We start from the raw sequence: 20042 nt of genomic DNA, 5'->3' as shown, positions 1-20042 counted from the left end.
AAGATGTCATGTACGTGAGGCTGATTACCTGATACGCCCCAACATAGCAACGTTGCGAATAATAACGTTGCGATGAATATGAGATAATTATAATATTGAAATGGTTGATTATGATGGATTTTCATATTTATTAGCTTCATCTCTATTTTTTTTAATCATTGCCAATAATCCTTAATCCAAGGCGTTGGCAATACTTTACGATACCATTTGCCACTTTTACCGACAATCGCATCAGGTGGATTAATCTCTCCATGAAAAATGACGATTTTTGCTGTATCTGGCAGTTGTGGCGGTTTGATAAAACTGATGGGAAAGGGTTGTACGCATTGGTATTTAAAGCTGACGCACCAACGGCTGTCCCAATATTCTAAATGATGATGTGTTTGTAGATAATTGGATAAAAATGCTTGTTCGTGGCGGAACTGCTGACGAATGGTATCAAAATTTTGTTCAAAGTGGCTTAATAAGTTAGGATACGTGTTTTGCCCAATGTCAAAACGATATACTGAGCTGTTACCCACCATTCGCCAAGGTTTTTTCCAATCACGAATGATCATCACGCTGTCATCATGCTGTGCCTTGTGGGTAAAAAAACAGTCGATGTTATCAACAATGACGATGTCAACGTCTAAAAATAATGCCACACCTTTTAAATCATAAAGCTGTGGTTTAAATGTGGTGAGTTTTTTCCAACCACGTTCGGGTAGATGACTGGGTATGCTTTTGGCAAATTGTAAATCAGGGATTGGATAGCAGTGAATGTTTGGGTCAATGCCTTGGTCATCATCGGTTAAGCACACCATTTGAAATGGTAAGGTTAAATTTTTTTTAACCATCTTGTACAGTCGGTTGACGTATTGTGCAGGGTATTTTGTACCCCATTTCATACAGATGACGTAGCGAGTTTGGGTCATGGTTTAATCTTTTTTGTTGTCAGATTTGTTGTCAGAGAATTTGCTTGTCAAGGCATTGAGTTGTTTGCTGTTGGCTTGATAGACATCATCAATGTTTGGGACATATTTAAAACGCCGATAACCCCACATATAATGCTCAGATAAAGGGGTTATCATGGTTTGCATGGCATGATTAAGAGCGGTGGTTGCGACGGTACTGTCTTTATCGTATAGCGCAGGTTGGTTGAGTTCATAACAATGCACATCAAAACCGTTCCCGTCAGTACGGCGAATGCAGGCCAGTCCCACCAAGGCACAACCTGTTTTACTGGCAAGTTTGGGGGCAAGGGTACTAGATAGCGTGGGAATGCCAAAAAATGGCACAACCACTCCGCCAGTTGGGTCTGGTACATGGTCGGGTAACACAATGCTAAATCCACCTTGTTTTAGGGTTTTAAAGATGGATTTGACGCCCGTGGCATCGGTGGGAACTAAGGTGGCATTGAGACGTTGACGACCTTGTAGCACAAATTCATTGCTCAGTCTTCCCTTAACAGGTTTGTACATGATGGTGGGTGAGCCAAATTGATTGAGCCATGCGTTCATGATTTCCCAGGTGCCTAAGTGCGGTACGATGGCAAGCATGCCATTGGGGTTCTTTAATCCTGCTTGTAGAATATGTGGGTCATGTACTTGCTTAATTTGCTGAATGCTCCAGTTGGGTGGCATTGCCCAAGATTTGATTGATTCGACACTGCTTAGGGCTTGGTTGGTAACGATGGCATGATGCAAGGCTTGTTTTTGCTTTGGGCTAAGATTGGGGTATGCCAGTGAAAGGTTGGTGTTGATGGTGCGATGCAGTTTCAGGTTGGGAAATTGCTTCATTCCCCAAGCCACTAAATGTGCCAATGCCCGTAATACGGACATTGGCACATATTTAAACAATGAATAGGGGTTCATGATGTCAGTGTCAGCAAGATGGGATAATGGCTATTTCGCTGATGCCAGCTCTTGCTTTTGCTCACGTAAGCGAATACCCAAATCACGCAACTGCTTGTTGTCCACTTCAGCTGGGGCCTGGGTTAATGGGCAGTCAGCGGTTTTGGTTTTGGGGAAGGCGATGACATCACGGATAGAACCTGCCCCAACCATCAGCATGATTAGACGATCCAGACCAAAAGCAATGCCCCCATGTGGCGGTGCACCAAACTTTAACGCATCTAATAAGAAGCTAAATTTTTCTTCGGCTTCTGCTTGGTTGATGCCCAATGCTTCAAACACCGCTTCTTGCATGTCGACGGTATTGATGCGTAGGCTTCCACCACCGATTTCTGTGCCATTTAGCACCATGTCATAAGCGATGGATAGGGCAGTCTCGGGTGAGTCTTTTAGTTCTTGCACACTGCCCTTAGGTTTGGTAAAGGGGTGGTGCATCGATGTCCATTTGCCGTCATCTGTCTCTTCAAACATGGGGAAGTCCACCACCCACAGTGGCGCCCATTCACAAGTTGCCATGTTCATGTCATGACCAACTTTGACACGCAATGCTCCTAAAGCATCATTAACCACACGGGCGTTGTCTGCCCCAAAGAAAATTAAATCACCATTTTGGGCGTTGGTGCGTTCGATGATGGTTTTTAGGGCATCGTCATGGATATTTTTGATGATTGGGGATTGTAGCCCTGACTCTTTATCCACGCCGTTATTGATGTTGGTGATGTCATTAACTTTGATGTATGCCAAGCCTTTTGCCCCATAGATGCCCACAAACTTAGTGTATTCATCAATTTGTTTGCGAGTCAGCTCATTGCCATTAGGAACACGCAACGCCACCACACGCCCTTTGGGGTCGTTGGCAGGACCTGCAAAGACTTTGAAGTCCACATCTTGTAACACATCTGCCACGTCAATCAGCTTTAATGGAATGCGTAAGTCAGGCTTGTCAGAAGCATAATCACGCATGGCATCGGCATAGGTCATGCGTGGGAATTTGCCCAAATCCACATCTAACATGGTCTTAAATAAATGCTTAATCATGCCTTCGTTGATGTCCATGATTTCTTCATCGGTTAAAAATGACGTTTCAATATCCACTTGGGTGAATTCTGGTTGGCGGTCGGCACGTAAGTCTTCATCACGAAAGCATTTGGCAATCTGATAATATCTATCAAAGCCCGACACCATCAGTAATTGTTTAAATAACTGTGGCGATTGTGGTAAAGCAAAAAAGTTACCTTGACGTGTGCGACTGGGTACAAGATAATCTCTTGCGCCTTCAGGAGTGGCACGGGTCAAGATGGGGGTTTCGACATCTAAAAAGCCATGTTCATCTAAATAGCGACGAATGACAGAAGTGGCTTTAGCACGAAATATCATGCGTTCTTGCATTTCTGGGCGACGCATGTCCAGATAGCGATATTTTAAACGCAATTCTTCTGAGACGTTTAAGTTGTCATCATTGAGTGGAAATGGTGGCGTTTCGGCTTTTGCCAGTACCGTGATTTGTTTGCCCAACAGCTCAACCTTACCACTGGTCATGTTGGGATTTTCAGTCCCTTGATAGCGACCTCGTACTCGTCCTGTGATTTGTAAAACATACTCTGAGCGAGCGGCATCAGCGGTGGCAAAGGCCTCTGGGGTATCAGGGTCAATGACTACTTGTAAAAGACCATGGCGGTCACGCATGTCTAAAAAGATGACCCCCCCATGGTCACGACGACGGTGTACCCAACCCACCACGGTGATGGTTTGGTCGATAAGCGCTTCGCTGACATTGCCACAATATTGAGTACGCATTTGACTGCCCATAAAATTCACTGCCTTAAAATCAAGATAAATAACATTGAGATAAATAAAATTGAATATCAATCATCGAGTAAAAATAATTTAATGGCTAATTATGCCTTTTTGTGGCTTGGCTGACAACCTTACTGTTTCACTTGTGGTTAAAAATATGTTAAATGTGGTAAATGATGGGTCAACGTGAGATAAAATAAACAGTTAAGAGCAAACAATCAAGAGTAAGCCTAAGTAATTAAGCGTAAGTAATTAATAAGCATAAGTAATTAAGCGTAAGCAGTTAAGAGACAGTGGCATTATATGCTATGATAGGCAACACAAAAAAACGCTGTTTTACTTGATGTGTTTGACCCTTTGTATGTTACCCATTTAAGTCAGTTTTCCATTAAATCCGTTCTCCATTAAAACAAAAGGATAAACCCCAGTCATGGATTCATTAAATGTCATCAACATTTTATATCTGGTGGGTGCGTTGCTGATATTTTTTAGCATCATGGCAAGTACGGTATCAGCACGGCTTGGCATGCCATTGTTGCTGTGTTTTTTGGGTGTGGGCATCTTGGCAGGTGAGCAAGGTGTGCTGGGCATTCATTTTGCTGAGTATGGATTTGCCAATTTTATTGGGCAAGCAGCACTGGCGTGCATCTTGCTTGATGGTGGTCTTAGGACATCGTTTCAGTCGTTTAGAGTGGGTTTGCGTCCTGCCATTACTTTGGCAACGTGGGGAGTGTTTGCCACGGTTTTGGTGTTGGGTTTGTTTGTTACTTGGCTGATGGATTTAGATTGGCGACTGGGTCTATTGATGGCTGCGATTGTTGGTTCAACCGATGCAGCAGCGGTGTTTTCCTTACTGAGAAATGGTGGTGTCAAACTCAACGAACGGGTACAAGCTGCTCTTGAATTAGAGTCAGGGGCAAATGACCCATTAGCAATTTTGTTGGTAACAGGACTAATAGCGTTAAATGTTGACCCTAATGGGCTGAACATGGCTGGCTTTATGCTGTTGTTGTTGCAGCAAATTGGGGTGGGCTTAATCATGGGCATTGCTGGGGGGTATTTGCTGTCTAGACTATTGCCAAAATTGGCATTGGCAGAGGGCATGTATGCCATTTTGATTATGTCGGCAGGTCTTGGCGTGTTTGCTGCCACCAATTTGCTGGGTGGTAGTGGTTTTTTGGCAGTGTATTTGACGGGTATTTTAATTGGTAATTATAAAGTGCGTGCCACCGAACATGTGCTTAGGGTGATGGACAGCTTTGCTTGGCTGTCACAAGCGGTGCTGTTTGTGGTGTTGGGTATGCTGGTTACGCCATCAAATGTGCTTAATGTCTGGTATTATTCACTTGCCATTACCGTATTTATGATTTTTGTTGCCAGACCTTTGGCGGTGTTCACAAGTCTTAAACCATTTAAGTTTAAAAACCGTGAGATTGGTTTTATTTCTTGGGTGGGGCTAAGAGGGGCTGTGCCAATTACCTTGGCCATTTTACCCATCATGGCTCAGGTAGAAGATGCGTTTTTATTGTTTGACATCACCTTTGGTGTGGTGGTGTTGTCTTTGCTTGTGCAGGGCATGAGCATTCCATTTATGGCAAGTCGTTTTAATGTGCGATTGCCAACCAATGACGACCCTGAAGCTCATTTGGAGATATGGGTATCGGACAAAGAACGCATTAATTTGTATAAGTTTGTGGTAAAATCTGGCGCGTTTGCCGTTGGTCGCCACCCAACCAGCATCACCAACCGCCTAAGTTCAGATGACATTCAGCTGTTCGCTTTGGTGCGTGGTTCTCATTTTTTACCTGTTCATGCAGACACGGTCTTAAAGCCCAAAGATGAGGTGTGGTACGCTTTACATGGGGATTATGCCAAAAAAATTGCCACCATTTGTAATGACAGCAACATCAATTTACAATCACATGATGACTTTTATGGTGATTGGTTGGTGTCGCCACATGCCAAATTGGTGGATTTGCCATTTTTAAAGTCTTTGCTAGACCAAGATTGCCCCAAATCTACCTTACCAAAACACATCAATAACCAAACTGTGGCAGAGTACATGCTTTTTGAGCTAGAGACCAAACCTGTGGTTGGCGATACGATAGATTTGGGCAGTGAATGGGCGTTAATCATTCATCAAATGAATGATGATGGCAGTATTCGCAGTATCGGTCTAAAGCATTTACAAAGTAAAGACGTTGATTAAAAAATGGTTAAAGATAAAAAGATGTAAAGATAAAAAGATTGTAAAAATGCTGATGATGCCCCATATTAAGGTTTTGGGACAGACCCCAATGTCCCAATGCTCCAATGTCCCAATGCGACGTTGCTGACATGCTGTTCCTAATACGTAAAGTTTTTAACACATAAATTCTTAACACGTAAAACAGTGATGTTATTAAAAAAAGTAACGTTATTAAAAAAATAGAAAATTGACGGAAATTAAATATGTTATTTCATTCGGATAAAACCCCCATTGAGCTTAAAGTCATTCACCTAAACCAAAAACAGCAAAAACGTCGTGAACAGCTGTTGGCAGCCAAAAACGACAAAAATGGGCTAAAACAGCTCAAAAAAAGCCTGGCCAAACAAGCCAAAAAGGCACTAAAAGATAACCTAAAAGGCAAAAATAAAGGCAAAAAAAGCGTCTATGTCATTGATTTTGATGGTGATATCAAAGCATCAGCGGTCAAACATTTGCGTGAAGAGATTAGCACCATTTTAAGTTGTGCTGAGCAAGGTGATGAAGTGGTGGTGCGTTTGGAGTCCTCTGGTGGGCTGGTGAATGGTTATGGCTTGGCAGCGGCTCAGTTGGTACGCATCAAAGATGCCAACTTACATTTGACCATTTGTGTGGATAAGGTGGCAGCCAGTGGGGGCTATATGATGGCGTGTGTGGCAGATAAAATCTATGCCGCCCCCTTTGCTGTTATTGGCTCGATTGGTGTGGTGGCTCAGCTTCCTAACTTTAATAAGGTATTAAAAAATCATGACATTGAATATGAAATGTTCACCGCTGGCGACTACAAACGCACCGTCACAATATTTGGTGAAAATGATGATAAAGACCGTGCTAAATTTCAACAAGAAATTGAGCAAACCCATCAATTATTTAAACACTTTGTAACCACCTACCGTCCCAAACTTGACTTAGATGCTGTGGCGACAGGTGAGCATTGGTATGGTGAGGATGCCCTAAATTTGGGCTTGGTTGATGAGCTTAAAACATCTGATGCTTATCTGTTAGAAAAAATGCAAACGCAAGAAGTCTATGTCTTGCATTCGCAGACAAAACCAACGCTTGCCCAAAAACTTGGCTTTGCTGCCATGGCAGAGCAGTCTGCCAGTTGCTTAATTGACATGGTAAGCGATAAATTACCACAAGTCATCACTCAGCTAAACAATGGCAAACGCAGTTGGTTTTAACCAGTTGGTTTTAAAAAAGTGAGTTTTAACAGCATGTGAGCCATATTAAGCCACATATCACAAGGTCATACCATAAGAACGTCAATGCCTATTTCTGTGTTAACACTTCTTCCCCCAGTCCTTGCCAAAGATCGCCATTTTTTAGAGCAACAGGTGCGTCAAGCCGCCTCGCAACTTGTCTTTGAGCAAGGCAACTTTGAGCAAGGTAAAAAGCAGGGAAAATCAGCTCAAGCCAATCAAGCTGATTTAACTTTTGATGGCTCACCTTTAACTCTTGACGATTTGCCAGCCAAACTTGTTGATAAAATCAGCAAATCACATGAGGCAGTACAAGCAAGGAAAAACAGCGTGCCAATCATCACACTGAACGATGATTTGCCCGTGAGTCACTCTGCTGATGTGTTGGTTAATGCCATTCAAAAACATCAGGTCATCATCGTGGCAGGGGAGACAGGCAGTGGTAAAACCACCCAACTGCCTAAGATTGCTTTGCTTGCTGGGCGTGGGCTGACAGGACAAATCGGACATACTCAGCCAAGACGGTTGGCAGCTCGTAGTGTCGCTAATCGCATTGCTGATGAACTTGGTGAGCCATTGGGTCAGTCAGTGAGCTTTAAGATTCGTTTTAATGAGACAGGCTCGCCCAAGTCATTGATTAAGCTGATGACTGATGGCATTTTGTTGGCGGAGCTGTCGCATGACCGTTTTTTGACTCGTTATGACACCATCATCATTGATGAAGCCCACGAACGCAGTCTAAATATTGATTTTATCATGGGATATCTTAAAAACCTGTTACCCAAACGCCCTGATTTAAAGGTCATCATCACATCAGCGACGTTAGATACCCAGCGGTTTAGCCAGTATTTTAGTCAGTATGACCCTAAAACTAAGCGGTTAACACCTGCCCCTGTTTATCAGGTTGAAGGTCGCAGTTATCCTGTGGAAGTTCGGTATCGCCCACTGACTGATGAGCCTGTGCATGGCAGTGATGATGATGCTTTTGATGAATTTGAAGACAATCTGCCCCGTGCGGTGGTGGCGGCAGTGGAAGAATGTTTTGCTGATGCCCATGATAAAGGACATGCTGACCAAGCGGATATTTTAATTTTTGCAGCGACAGAAGCTGAAATTCGTGATTTGCAAGAGGTGCTACAGACACATGGACCTAAGCACACGCAAGTATTGCCTTTATATGCACGGCAAAGTTATCGTGAGCAGCAACGCATTTTTAACCCATCAGGGGGCAGACGCATCGTCATCGCCACCAACGTGGCAGAGACTGCCTTAACCGTGCCAGGTATCCGTTATGTGATTGATTTAGGATTTGCACGCATTTCTCGCTATTCACATCGTTCACGCATACAAAGACTGCCCATTGAAGCAATTAGCCAAGCGGCCGCCAATCAGCGAAAAGGTCGTTGTGGGCGTGTTGCCCCTGGTGTGTGCATTCGTTTGTATGCTCAAGAAGACTTTGAATCTCGTCCTGTGTTTACTGACCCTGAGATTTTGCGAACCAATTTGGCATCTGTGATGCTACAGATGGCAAATTTACGGCTTGGGTCGGTAGATGACTTTGATTTTATTGAACCGCCAGATGGTCGCTTGGTCAATGATGGGCGAAAACTGCTTGATGAACTTGGAGCAATCAAAACCATTGCCAATAAAACCATTGCCAATAAAACCATTGCCAATAAAACCATTGCCAATAAAAACAGCCGTCATCAATCCAAGCGTCAGCAGACGCTTGATGACATTCAACTGACTGACATTGGTAAAAAAATGGCACGCATGCCCATTGACCCCAGACTTGCCCGCATGTTGGTGGCAGGGGCAGAGTTTGATTGCCTTCCCCAAATGCTCATCATCGTGTCAGCGTTGGCAGTGCAAGACCCAAAAGAACGCCCATCGGATAAACGCACCCAAGCCGACCAAAAACATGCCCTGTTCCGAGTGGAAGATTCGGACTTTTTATTTTATCTGAAACTTTGGCAGGCGATATTTGCCAATGATGATAACGGCTTGTCTAATAATGAAATCAAAAAGTTTGCCAAAAAGCATTATTTAAGCTTTCCAAGGCTCAGAGAATGGAAAAAAACCCATGGCCAATTGACACAGATGGTGGCAGATTTGCGTCTGTTAAACAATCCTCATGGTAAAACTGACCACAGCCATGATGACGGTACTGATATCATGGCTTTATTAACCCAACAGACCCAAGACAATCCTGTCAAGGTCAGGGCCAATGACAAAACCAATCATAAAGCCAATGACAAAACGAATGATAAAGATAACCCAAGAGCCTTACATTATGCCAATTTGCATCGTGCGTTATTGACAGGCCTATTAAGCTTTATTGCCCATAAGACGGATACTCGTGGTGAGTATTTGGCAGCAAGGCAACAAAAAACTCGTATTTTTCCTGCCAGTGTGTTGTATAAGCAAAATCCGCCCTGGGTGATGGCGTTTGAAGTGGTGGAGACATCGCAAGTCTATATGCGAACCCTTGGCAAGATTGAGCCTGAATGGATACTTTCAACAGCAGGTGAGTTGCTAAAATATCATTACTATGAACCACATTGGTCAAAAAAAACAGGCAAGGTGCAAGCTTATGCTCAAATCAGCTTGTTTGGTTTGATTATTGTGGGCAAACAGCTCACCAATTATGAACAGGTCAATCTGACCGAATCTCGTGAAATTTTTATTCGAGATGGGTTGGTCACTGGTGATTATGGTCGGAATCCCCCTTTTTTACAGCATAATATGGATAAGATTGCCGATGTTGCTCGCATTGAAGACAAGCTTAGACGCAAAGATTTGTTGGTTGATGAAGAAGCGTTGTATCAATTTTATGACCGTAAAATCCCACAACATGTTGCCAGTCGTAAGACATTTGAAGACTGGCGGGCAGAAATTGAAGCCAAAGACAGCCAGTTTTTGTTTTTTACTGATGATGATGTTCTGACCCAAACCGCACCAACCACAGGCGATTTTCCTGAGAATTGGCAGTTGGGGGAGTTAAGATTGCCCTTAACTTATGTGTTTGACCCTGCCAGTGATGATGACGGTGTGAGCATTCGTGTGCCATTGGCTGCCTTACCACAATTAGATGCTGTTGAGCTTTTGTGGGGCATTGCAGGGTGGCGATATGAATTGGTGTTGCAGTTATTAAAATCTTTGCCTAAAGAGATTCGTCGTCAAATTGTTCCCATTCCTGATACTGCTGATGAATTGTATGATGAACTGGAGCATAATCATCAGCAAGGTTTGCTAAACCAGCTATGTCAAGCCCTGAACAGTCGTGGCATCGCAGTCACCCCAAAAGACTTTGATTCCAGCAAAGTAGACCGATATTTGCAACCACAAATCTGTGTGGTCGATGACAAAAACCGCCTAATCGAAAAAGGGCGAGACTTACAAACCCTACAAATTCGCCATGCCAGCGAAACCAGCCAAGCGGTGCATGAGCAGGCAGGGCGACATGATGACTTTCCTGAGCATTTTAAATTTGCCATTATCCGTCACCGTGCAGGCGTGGTGATGAAAGAGTTTTCTGCCTTAGTGAGTGATGATGCTGGCATGGCGGTGTCCATTCATCAATTCACTGATTTAAATGTTGCGTTACATGCCCACCGTCAAGGGGTATTGACCTTAATCAAAAGGAATTTGGGGGCAAAACAAAAACAGCTCACCAGTCAGATTGACAAGTCGTTTAAGCTGGCGTTTGCCCCATTGGGTGAGCTTGATAAGCTAAAAAATATCGTCATTGATGCCACTTTAGATGCGTGCCTAAGTGGTGCATCAGGCGGTGCATCAGATGGCATGTCTCAGACACAAGTCGCCAAATTTATTCATGATGATGTCTTGCCACAATCCATTGATGACAGACTGTATCAGCTGGCAAGTCATTTGCCATTGACCCAAGCTCAATATGAACAAAGCAAAAAAGCGGTACTCAATGCCTTTTTGCCAATGGGACAAACGGTGTTAAAACTGTTAAAAGAAGTCTATACTCGTTGGCAACGCATTCGCCAAACCTTGTTGATGCTAGACCGTGATGTGTTTGCTGAGTCGATAGATGACATCGAAGACCAGCTAGATGACTTGCATTTGGCTGATTTTGTCTATCGCATGGCGTATGACAGGTGGCAACAATACCCCAGATACCTTGAAGCCTTGGAAATTCGGCTAGAACGCTTGCCACATAATTTAGAGGGCGATGTCGATGCGGTGTATGCGTTAGATGAACATATGGAGCGACTGGCAGGGCGAGCCGATGACCCTGCCATTAGCGAGTACCGTTGGTTGGTGGAAGAATACCGCATTCAGCTGTTTGCCCAACCGATGAAAACCCACACGCCAGTGTCTGGCAAACGGCTTAAAAAACTGTGGGAGTCGCCATATTGAACAAGCAAGTGGTTCTAGGCCCTTTAATCACAGATGAACACCTAACCTTTGAGCAGGTCAATGCCATATATGGTTTGTACACGGCTGATATGGTGAACAGCATCACTCATGTCGCATCTGAGTATGAAACTGACCAAATCAGCATCACAGGTTATCTTTATCCAAACAGACTACAAAAGGAGCTTAACAGCCCAAAATCCAGTTTTATTGATGGTAAAAGCCCGAATATGCCAAACACACACACGTTGAGCATTGGCATTGATGAAGCAGGTAGAGGCCCATTGCTTGGTGGAGTCATGGTGTCAGCGGTGCTGTTGCCAACCATATTATCGGGTACGTTTGTTCAATTATCTGATGACATTAACTTTAAGAGCAGTCCATTGGCAGGGCTTAACGACTCAAAAAAATTGACTGCCAAACGTCGTGAGCAATATGCTCAAGCCATACAAGACACCGCCATTGGGTATGTGCTGGTTGATGTGCCAGCAGTGGTGATAGATGGCATTAATGTTTTGCAAGCATCATTATTAGCAATGCAGTTGGCAAGTGATACGATGCTTAAGCAAATCAGTGCTGGTGTCTATGATGTCTATGGATATGGTGATGGTGGTGGCGTTGGCGACAAAAGCATCATAAAGCGACTACAAATCAAGCCATTGGTTGATGGCAATCGCTTACCATCATTAATGATGGCAGACCACCATCACTTATGGCAACCACTGATACAGACTTATGATTGGTCAGTCAGTCAGCTATGTCCGCAAGCCATTATCAAAGGTGATATGTTGCATAGTAGCATCGCTGCTGCCAGCATCTTAGCCAAAGTCAGTCGAGATAAGCAGATGCTGGTCTTAGCCAAGCGTTATCCTCAGTATTTGATTGACAAACATAAAGGTTATCCAACCCAAGCCCACCTGCTTGCGATTGCTGAGCATGGCATACTACCAGAGCATCGGCGTAGCTTCGCTCCCATTTGCTTGTATCGTAAGTCCCATTAAATCCCTAAGGCATTTGATAGAGGGTGTTTAATTTAAGGGGTGAATGATTGTCTAAAATTTTTAGTTTAAAATAATCATGTTTGTCAATTTTTTCTAAGGAAAAATGAAACATGTCATGTTCATTGTTTTTATGGAGCAGAAGAAATCTTGCAAAAAATAATTGTTTAGACTGTTTGCTGTAATTGTCTAGCAGTTCAATTAACTGATGATGAATGTAATACACATCATCTTGTATTGTCTGACAAAGACTTTCGTCATATCGATAATAACCATACTTCTTAGATTGATGGTCATTCATATGACGAAACTTTAAAAATCTTTCTTGGGTAATTTTAAAGATGTCATCATCAGAAATGATTAGGTAAATATGAGACATAGATGCACCTCAAAATTGAACATTTGTCATTAATAATGGTTGCCATTAATGATGGATACTAAAACTCATCTAAATTCTCAAATAATCAAGCATGACGTATGACACACTACCAATCAACGACATAACCAATGACATGAAAAATACGCTTAGAGAAAACCCATTGAGTAAACCAAATAGCACAAAGTTTAGGATTAACATGATAAAAAAGTAGATAAGACATTTTTTTATCATGCGACTAATCCCTGCTAACGTTTGTTTAATATCCAATGTGAGCATGTCATCATAATCCATTTTTTGACCACCTGCTTGTTGAGTAAAAAAAGTTAAAAGTTAAGTGAAATCAGTGATTATCTATGTTTTACTCAACAATAGATATTTAACAATAAGACTTTTTTATTCATTAAAAACACCCCAAAGGTTGTCTCACTTTTGGGGTGTGGTTTAAAATCATCGATGGGCTTTTTTAACCATTTGCAACATTAAAAATGGCAACATTAGATATTAAAAATTGTCATGCTAAAAATTAGTACGATAACTCAGCACGGCGGTTTTGGGCATGGTCAGCTTCAGTACTGCCAGTGGCGATGGGTTGTTCTTCACCATAGCTGACCACTTGAATATTGGCAGGGTTTACGCCTTGAGATGTTAAGTAATCACGCACTGCTTGGGCACGACGCTCGCCTAATGCCATGTTGTACTCACGGCTACCACGCTCATCAGTATGCCCTGCAACCATCACACTGGCATTTGGGTTGTTAGACAGTAAGTTGGCATGTTGGTCAAGTACGTTGGCAGATTCTGTTGTGATGACACTTTGGTCAAAGCCAAAATACACCACTGTTTGTAGGTTATCAGCCGTGGTGGTAACAGCGGTGCTATTAGAAACCAGTTCACCACCCATATAGCCAACATCTGCTCCACTTGGAACACCAAGCGGGGCAACCAATACTGCAGATTTGTTAGGCTTGGTAGAACAACCAGACAATACCACCGTGCTTGCAACCACTAAAGCGGTTAAAAATTGATAAGAAGTACGCATCATAATAAAACCTTATTGATGATAAAGAAGCCACATTGGCATATTAAAAAACCCAAATGCTGACTTTGACAGATTTGTCAGCATCATGCTACCTATTGGTAAACAAAGTTTGCTTAAATGTAAGACTTAAGCAATTTTGCTAATAATCGCAAAGTTTATCCATAATAACAAGCATTTTTTGCTTATTTGGTTGCTTGTGGGCTTAACGATGAATGGCTCGATGCCCAATGTCATGTCGGTAGTGCATGCCATCAAATGTGATGCGTTTGATGGCATCAAGTGCCGTTTGCTGGGCGGTGGTAATGCTGTCAGATAAAGCGGTCACACACAATACCCTACCGCCATTGGTAACCAGTTGTCCATTGTCCATGGCTGTCCCTGCATGAAACACTTTGACATCAGCAAACTTATCATCAGCAAACTTGCCTTCAAGTTGCGTTAATCCTGTGATGATGTCGCCTTGAGATGATGATTCTGGATAGCCTTTAGATGCCAACACAATGCCCAATGCAGCTCGGTTATCCCAATCAGCGTTTAATGGCAGTTGTCCTTGTAATCCTTGTGCCACAAGTTTGGGCAGTGATGACTGCAATCGCATCATGATGGGTTGTGTTTCTGGGTCACCAAATCGACAGTTAAATTCAATGACCTTTGGGTTACCTGCGTTATCTATCATCAACCCAGCGTATAAAAATCCTGTATAAGGATGCCCAGCATCTTTCATGCCAGCAACCACAGGTTTGATGATGTGGTTGATGACTTTATGATGCACATCATCGGTTACCACAGGGGCAGGGGAATAGGCGCCCATGCCACCTGTATTAAGTCCAGTGTCTGCCAGCCCCACCCGTTTATGGTCTTGACTGGTTGCCATTGGTAAGATGTTGTCGCCGTCAATCATACAAATAAAGCTGGCTTCTTCTCCTGTTAAAAACTCTTCAATGACCACTCGACTGCCTGCACTGCCGAACTTGTTGTCTGACAACATGTCATCAATGGCAGTGTGAGCATCAGCCATGTTGTCTGCAATGATCACCCCTTTGCCTGCCGCCAATCCATCTGCTTTGATGACGATGGGGGTGGTTAATTGGTTCACATGGGCTTTGGCATCATCGGCATTGGTAAAGCTTTGGTAGCTGGCAGTCGGAATGCCATGCTGTTGCATGAATGCTTTGGCAAAGGTTTTTGAGCCTTCAAGCTGGGCACAATAAGCACTAGGGCCCCATATGTGAATGCCTGCTTGACGACAATCATCGACAATGCCTGCCACCAAAGGGGCTTCAGGACCCACAATCACTATGTCCACATCATGGTGTTGACAATAATCAATGACAGCAGTATGGTCGCTGATGTTCAAATGAATATTTTGGCATTTGGGCTCGTTGGCAGTGCCTGCATTGCCCGGAGCAACCAACACTTGTTTGACGGCTTCGTCTTTGGCACATTGCCATGCCAGGGCATGTTCACGCCCACCTGAGCCAAGTATCATAATTTTCATCATGTTCTCCTTTAAAAAGACGTGTTATTTTTGATGCAAATATTGACTGATGATGTGGCTTAAATAAGGGATAAAATATCCTGCCAAATCATGCCCCAACCCTTTAATGAGTTTAAAATCAGCATTGGGGATATGGTTAGCCACGTTGCGTCCATGATGCCATGGCAATAGTCCGTCTTTATCACCATGCAATACCAAGGTTTTTGCCTGAATTTGTTGACTATAGGCACGGATATCACCTGTTGCCAATATCGCCTGTAATTGTTGAATGATGCCAAGCTGGTGAACATTACGCAGGTGTTTTTTGGTGATGAGGCGTTTGACTGGTTCATCATCTATAAATCCAGGCGAACCAACCATGTGCATGAACCACACCCCATGAGCCACAGAAGCCTGTAAAGAGGTGTTGTCTGGCTTGGTAAATAAGGCATTTAACTGTTTGAGTTTTGGTGGTGGCAACAGACGAGCATTGGTCGAGGTGAACAGCAAAAGCAATCTGTCGATATGATTGGGATAATTAGCCGCCAAAATTTGGGCAATCATACCTCCCATAGATGCCCCAAGCACATGAAACTGCTTAAAACCAAAAATTTGCCTTAGTCGATTTAGCAAGCCTGCTGTGTCGTCTGCCATGTCTTGTAACCTGTAGGCGACAGAATGACGATTTTTTAAGCCCACCTGCAACCTAAGCATCATCTCTAAACGGTTAAAAGAAGACAAATTAGGTAAAGATGGATTGATGATTTTACTCGATAGGCCAATGTCACGGTTATCAAAGCGAATCACAAAAAAGCCAGCCGCCACCAATTGCTTGATTAAGGCATCTGGCCAGAACAGCATTTGTGACCCCAAACCCATGATTAACAATACTGGTGGGTGATTGGGATTGCCACCTGCTTCCACACTTAAGGTAATCTCTGGTGAGATTTGGATAAACGCATGATACATGCCTTGGGTCAAATCAGAGATTGTCCATTCAATGGCTTTTGCGTCATTACCTTTTGCGTCATTACCTTTTGCGTCATCGCTTTTTGCATCATTACCTTTTGCGTCATCATAAGTTGCGTCATCATAAGGTTGCTGTTGCCACTGACTGGCAGGTACAAAATTGGCTGATGTCATAAATACTCTTGGCTAAATGGGCGTGTCATATTTAAAGCTCATTTAAATTTAATGGTCATTTAAAGCGTGTTTACCGTGTTGTTAGAATGGTGATAAATCAAGCGTTGGCCTTGCAGGTGTTTTAAATTTCCAGCATTTGAAAATCCATCTTACCCACGCCACATTCAGGACAGCTCCAGTCATCGGGAATGTCTTCCCATTTTGTTCCCGGTTCGATGCCTTCTTCTGGGCAACCCAATGCTTCATCATATATCCAGCCGCAGACGATACATTCATAGCGTTTCATTCATATTCCTTAACCTTGAGATTTTTTAACTTTTAGAGCATGGTGTTAAGCTTGATGGCAAGTTTGCTGGTGGCAAGTTTGTTAAAAACAGACATTATGCCTTAAATTTGTGTGGCTATCCACAATTACTGCCCACAATTACCGCCACAACCCACCACCCACAACTACCGCCACAACCCACCACCATAATCCCAATCATCAAAACAAGCCAAACATTCAACAGTCAGACTCAGTTGCTTGCATTTAAAAAAATTTATTCACATTTAACAATTTTAACAATTTACTCACATTGTAAAATCTTTGTATTTATTAAATAAATAACAAACATGCCATTATTCATATCAATCTATATCCTTATTGCTCAAACTGTCCTATAATAACCAAACAGTCACTAAAAATTAACTTCAATTCACCCAACCAAAAGGACACGTCGATGAACTATTATAATGATACAGACAGCAACGAAACCCAAGAGTGGTTGAATGCGTTTGATTCTGTCATCAAACATGCTGATAAAGAAAGAGCCCAATTTTTATTAAAAGCCTTATATGATAAAGCAGTACAAGAAGGACTGCCATTTAACCGTCTTGATACCGCTTATATTAACAGCATACCAGCCGAAGATGAGCCTGCTTATCCTGGTGATTTACATATGGAGCGTAAAATTCGGGCGTTAATTCGTTATAATGCTTTGGCGATGGTGATGCGTGCCAACCAAAATGATGATGATTTGGGTGGTCATTTAGCGACATTTGCATCCAGTGCCACTTTATATGAAACAGGATTTAATCACTTCTTTAGAGCTGCTAATGACCATTTTGGCGGGGACATGATTTATTATCAAGGACACTCTGCCCCTGGGATTTATGCTCGTTCATTCTTAGAAGGTCGCTTATCTGAAGAGCAGTTAGAAAATTTCCGCCGTGAAGTGGGTGGTAAGGGATTATCAAGCTATCCACACCCTTATTTGATGCCAGATTATTGGCAGTTTCCAACTGTGTCGATGGGCTTAGGTCCTATCATGTCCATTTATAATGCTCATGTGCAAAAGTATTTGATTAACCGTGGGTTGTTAGAAAATCAAGACCGTAAGATTTGGTCATTCTTAGGCGATGGTGAGACCGATGAGCCAGAAAGCCTAGGGGCAATCTCTTTGGCTGGGCGTGAGAAGTTAGATAACTTGATTTGGGTGATTAACTGTAATTTACAACGCCTTGATGGGCCTGTGCGTGGTAATGGCAAAATCATTCAAGAGCTTGAGTCAGTGTTCCGTGGGGCAGGCTGGCGGGTCATCAAAGTAATATGGGGTGGCAACTGGGACCCACTATTAGCCAAAGATGACAGTGGGGCATTAAAACATCGCATGATGGAAGTGGTCGATGGTGAATATCAGCTATATGAAGCTCGTGACCAAAAGTTTGTGCGTGAGCAGTTCTTTGGTAAATACCCTGAGCTTAAAGAAATGGCCAATTCACTGACTGATGAAGACATCGCCAAACTCAACCGTGGTGGTCATGACCCTGTTAAAGTGTATGCTGCGTTTAGCGAAGCCATGAAAACCAAAGGACAACCAACTGTCATCTTGGTAAAAACCGTTAAGGGCTATGGTCTGTCTGAGCAAGCACAATCAGTCAATAAAACCCACCAAATCAAAAAATTAGATCCAGAGTCTTTGGTGTATTTTAGAGATCGCTTTAACTTACCGTTCACAGACGAGCAACTGACGGCGTTGCCATTTTATCGACCAGAAGAGGATTCTGCGGAGATAAAATATTTAAAAGGTCGCCGTGAAGCTTTGGGAGGGCATCTGCCTAATCGTCGCAGTGGTCATATCCCTTTACAAATTCCTGAGCTGTCCATCTTTGATAAAGTATTACAAGGCAGCAATGGTAAAGAGCAGTCTACCACCATGGTGTTTGTGCGCTTATTGTCTGCCATGCTTCGCAATAAAGACATTCAAGACCGTGTTGTCCCCATTGTGCCAGATGAAGCTCGTACTTTTGGCTTAGAAGGCATGTTCAGACAACTGGGCATTTATTCAGCATCAGGTCAAACCTACACACCAGAAGACAGCGAAGCATTAATGGGCTATAAAGAAGCCAAAGATGGACACATGCTAGAAGAAGGCATTAACGAAGCAGGAGCGATGAGTGCTTGGATTGCATTGGCAAGTAGTTACTCCATCAATGCTTTGCCGATGATACCCATGTACATCTACTACTCCATGTTTGGGTTTCAGCGTGTTGGTGATTTGGCTTGGGCGGCAGGCGATTGCCAAGCACAAGGATTTTTATTGGGAGCGACCGCAGGACGCACCACACTAAACGGTGAGGGGTTGCAACATCAAGACGGTCATTCACATATTTTATTTGGTACTGTGCCTAACTGTGTGTCTTATGACCCTTGTTATGGCTATGAGCTGGCAGTCATCGTTCATGATGGCTTACGTCGTATGTACGGTGAAGGTGAGCGTGTGTATTATTACATCACCTTGATGAATGAAAATTATGAGCAACCTGCCATGCCAGAAGGTGTGGAAGAAGGCATCAAGCGTGGCATGTATTTATTAGAAGACAACAGTGATGGTGCAATGCCTCAAGTGCAGTTACTTGGCTCTGGTGTCATCTTAAGAGAGGTACAAAAAGCGGCAAAAATCTTAAAAGATGACCATAACATCACCTCTCATGTGTGGAGCGTAACCAGCTTTAATGAATTGACTCGAGATGGCATGGCATGCGATGATTATAATCGTTTGCACCCTGCCAAAGCTCCTAAAGTCTCTTGGATAGAAGAGCAATTTAAAGGTTATGAAGGCGTGATTGTCGCATCGACTGACCACATACGCAACTATTCAGAGCAAATCAGAGCATGGCTTCCCAAAGAAGTCAGTTATGCCACATTGGGTACTGATGGTTATGGTCGCTCAGACAGTCGTCAGCAGTTGCGTCGATTCTTCCATGTGGACGCCGAGCATGTGGTGGTCGCCACCTTAAAATCATTGGCAGACAGAGGTGAAATCAGCTTAGACGTGGTACAAAATGCCATCAATAAGTTCAATATTGATGTTGACCATCCCCCTGCGTGGCAACCACAACCGCATTATGACCATTTTCCTGATGCACCAGCACCTGAAGTCATCAACCCAAATCCAGTGCCAGAACTGAAAGAAGAAGATGAATAAAGCCATCTAATAAAATT

Annotated in this window: 13 protein-coding genes; 5 read left to right on the top strand and 8 right to left on the bottom strand. The window is 43.1% G+C overall.

Going from position 1 to position 20042, the window contains the following annotated elements; all coding sequences use genetic code 11:
• Window positions 1-155 precede the first annotated feature (155 nt).
• The 3 genes from B0682_RS03445 to aspS are packed head-to-tail and all read right to left on the bottom strand — an operon-like array spanning window position 156 to window position 3689.
• Window positions 156-914, bottom strand: coding sequence for a glycosyltransferase (locus tag B0682_RS03445; RefSeq protein WP_078306672.1), 759 nt, complete (start codon window positions 912-914; stop codon window positions 156-158).
• Between the two features lie 3 nt (window positions 915-917).
• A complete protein-coding gene (locus B0682_RS03440) occupies window positions 918-1853 on the bottom strand; it encodes a lysophospholipid acyltransferase family protein (protein WP_078306671.1) in 936 nt (311 codons plus the stop codon).
• 30 nt (window positions 1854-1883) lie between these two features.
• Window positions 1884-3689 (bottom strand): aspartate--tRNA ligase, encoded by a 1806-nt coding sequence (gene aspS / locus B0682_RS03435; protein ID WP_078307028.1) that lies wholly within the window; start codon window positions 3687-3689, stop codon window positions 1884-1886.
• 430 nt (window positions 3690-4119) lie between these two features.
• Between aspS and B0682_RS03430 the strand changes: the two genes are divergently transcribed.
• From B0682_RS03430 to B0682_RS03415, 4 genes are all read left to right on the top strand, one after another.
• A complete protein-coding gene (locus B0682_RS03430) occupies window positions 4120-5898 on the top strand; it encodes a potassium/proton antiporter (protein ID WP_078306670.1) in 1779 nt (592 codons plus the stop codon).
• Window positions 5899-6140: 242 nt separating this feature from the next.
• A complete protein-coding gene (sohB, locus tag B0682_RS03425) occupies window positions 6141-7118 on the top strand; it encodes a protease SohB (protein ID WP_078306669.1) in 978 nt (325 codons plus the stop codon).
• A gap of 84 nt (window positions 7119-7202) precedes the next feature.
• Window positions 7203-11525 carry an ATP-dependent RNA helicase HrpA gene (gene hrpA, locus B0682_RS03420; protein WP_078306668.1) on the top strand — a complete coding sequence of 1441 codons (4323 nt, stop codon included), beginning with the start codon at window positions 7203-7205 and terminating at the stop codon, window positions 11523-11525.
• The gene (locus tag B0682_RS03415; RefSeq protein ID WP_240494834.1) at window positions 11522-12523 is read left to right on the top strand and encodes a ribonuclease HII; all 1002 of its coding nucleotides are present in this window, start codon (window positions 11522-11524) and stop codon (window positions 12521-12523) included. Before hrpA ends, B0682_RS03415 begins: the two co-directional genes overlap by 4 nt.
• A gap of 4 nt (window positions 12524-12527) precedes the next feature.
• On the opposite strand, the gene B0682_RS03410 is transcribed toward B0682_RS03415, so the two are convergent.
• From B0682_RS03410 to B0682_RS03385, 5 genes are all read right to left on the bottom strand, one after another.
• Window positions 12528-12899 (bottom strand): hypothetical protein, encoded by a 372-nt coding sequence (locus B0682_RS03410; RefSeq protein WP_078306667.1) that lies wholly within the window; start codon window positions 12897-12899, stop codon window positions 12528-12530.
• 523 nt (window positions 12900-13422) lie between these two features.
• Entirely contained in the window at window positions 13423-13941 is a 519-nt protein-coding gene (gene pal / locus B0682_RS03400; protein WP_420845501.1) for a peptidoglycan-associated lipoprotein Pal, read from the bottom strand.
• A gap of 199 nt (window positions 13942-14140) precedes the next feature.
• Window positions 14141-15436, bottom strand: coding sequence for a phosphoribosylamine--glycine ligase (gene purD / locus B0682_RS03395; protein WP_078306665.1), 1296 nt, complete (start codon window positions 15434-15436; stop codon window positions 14141-14143).
• Window positions 15437-15460: 24 nt separating this feature from the next.
• Entirely contained in the window at window positions 15461-16558 is a 1098-nt protein-coding gene (locus tag B0682_RS03390; protein WP_078306664.1) for an alpha/beta fold hydrolase, read from the bottom strand.
• A 121-nt stretch (window positions 16559-16679) separates the two neighbouring features.
• Window positions 16680-16844 (bottom strand): rubredoxin, encoded by a 165-nt coding sequence (locus B0682_RS03385; protein ID WP_078306663.1) that lies wholly within the window; start codon window positions 16842-16844, stop codon window positions 16680-16682.
• 433 nt (window positions 16845-17277) lie between these two features.
• Between B0682_RS03385 and aceE the strand changes: the two genes are divergently transcribed.
• Entirely contained in the window at window positions 17278-20025 is a 2748-nt protein-coding gene (gene aceE, locus B0682_RS03375; RefSeq protein ID WP_078306661.1) for a pyruvate dehydrogenase (acetyl-transferring), homodimeric type, read from the top strand.
• Window positions 20026-20042 lie beyond the last annotated feature (17 nt).

Source organism: Lwoffella lincolnii (assembly GCF_002014765.1).
GTDB classification, from domain to species: Bacteria; Pseudomonadota; Gammaproteobacteria; order Pseudomonadales; family Moraxellaceae; genus Psychrobacter; species Psychrobacter lincolnii.
The sequence above is the reverse complement of the archived record's forward strand: the minus strand, read 5'-3'. Positions and strand labels throughout refer to the sequence as shown.

Bases quoted from the DNA above. Each gene is read 5' to 3' on its own strand.
- hrpA (WP_078306668.1), top strand. From the start codon at position 7,203: ATGCCTATTTCTGTGTTAACACTTCTTCCCCCAGTCCTTGCCAAAGAT.
- purD (WP_078306665.1), bottom strand. From the start codon at position 15,436: ATGAAAATTATGATACTTGGCTCAGGTGGGCGTGAACATGCCCTGGCA.
- B0682_RS03430 (WP_078306670.1), top strand. From the start codon at position 4,120: ATGGATTCATTAAATGTCATCAACATTTTATATCTGGTGGGTGCGTTG.
- B0682_RS03390 (WP_078306664.1), bottom strand. From the start codon at position 16,558: ATGACATCAGCCAATTTTGTACCTGCCAGTCAGTGGCAACAGCAACCT.
- pal (WP_420845501.1), bottom strand. From the start codon at position 13,941: ATGATGCGTACTTCTTATCAATTTTTAACCGCTTTAGTGGTTGCAAGC.
- aspS (WP_078307028.1), bottom strand. From the start codon at position 3,689: ATGCGTACTCAATATTGTGGCAATGTCAGCGAAGCGCTTATCGACCAA.
- B0682_RS03385 (WP_078306663.1), bottom strand. From the start codon at position 16,844: ATGAAACGCTATGAATGTATCGTCTGCGGCTGGATATATGATGAAGCA.
- B0682_RS03410 (WP_078306667.1), bottom strand. From the start codon at position 12,899: ATGTCTCATATTTACCTAATCATTTCTGATGATGACATCTTTAAAATT.
- B0682_RS03445 (WP_078306672.1), bottom strand. From the start codon at position 914: ATGACCCAAACTCGCTACGTCATCTGTATGAAATGGGGTACAAAATAC.
- sohB (WP_078306669.1), top strand. From the start codon at position 6,141: ATGTTATTTCATTCGGATAAAACCCCCATTGAGCTTAAAGTCATTCAC.
- aceE (WP_078306661.1), top strand. From the start codon at position 17,278: ATGAACTATTATAATGATACAGACAGCAACGAAACCCAAGAGTGGTTG.
- B0682_RS03440 (WP_078306671.1), bottom strand. From the start codon at position 1,853: ATGAACCCCTATTCATTGTTTAAATATGTGCCAATGTCCGTATTACGG.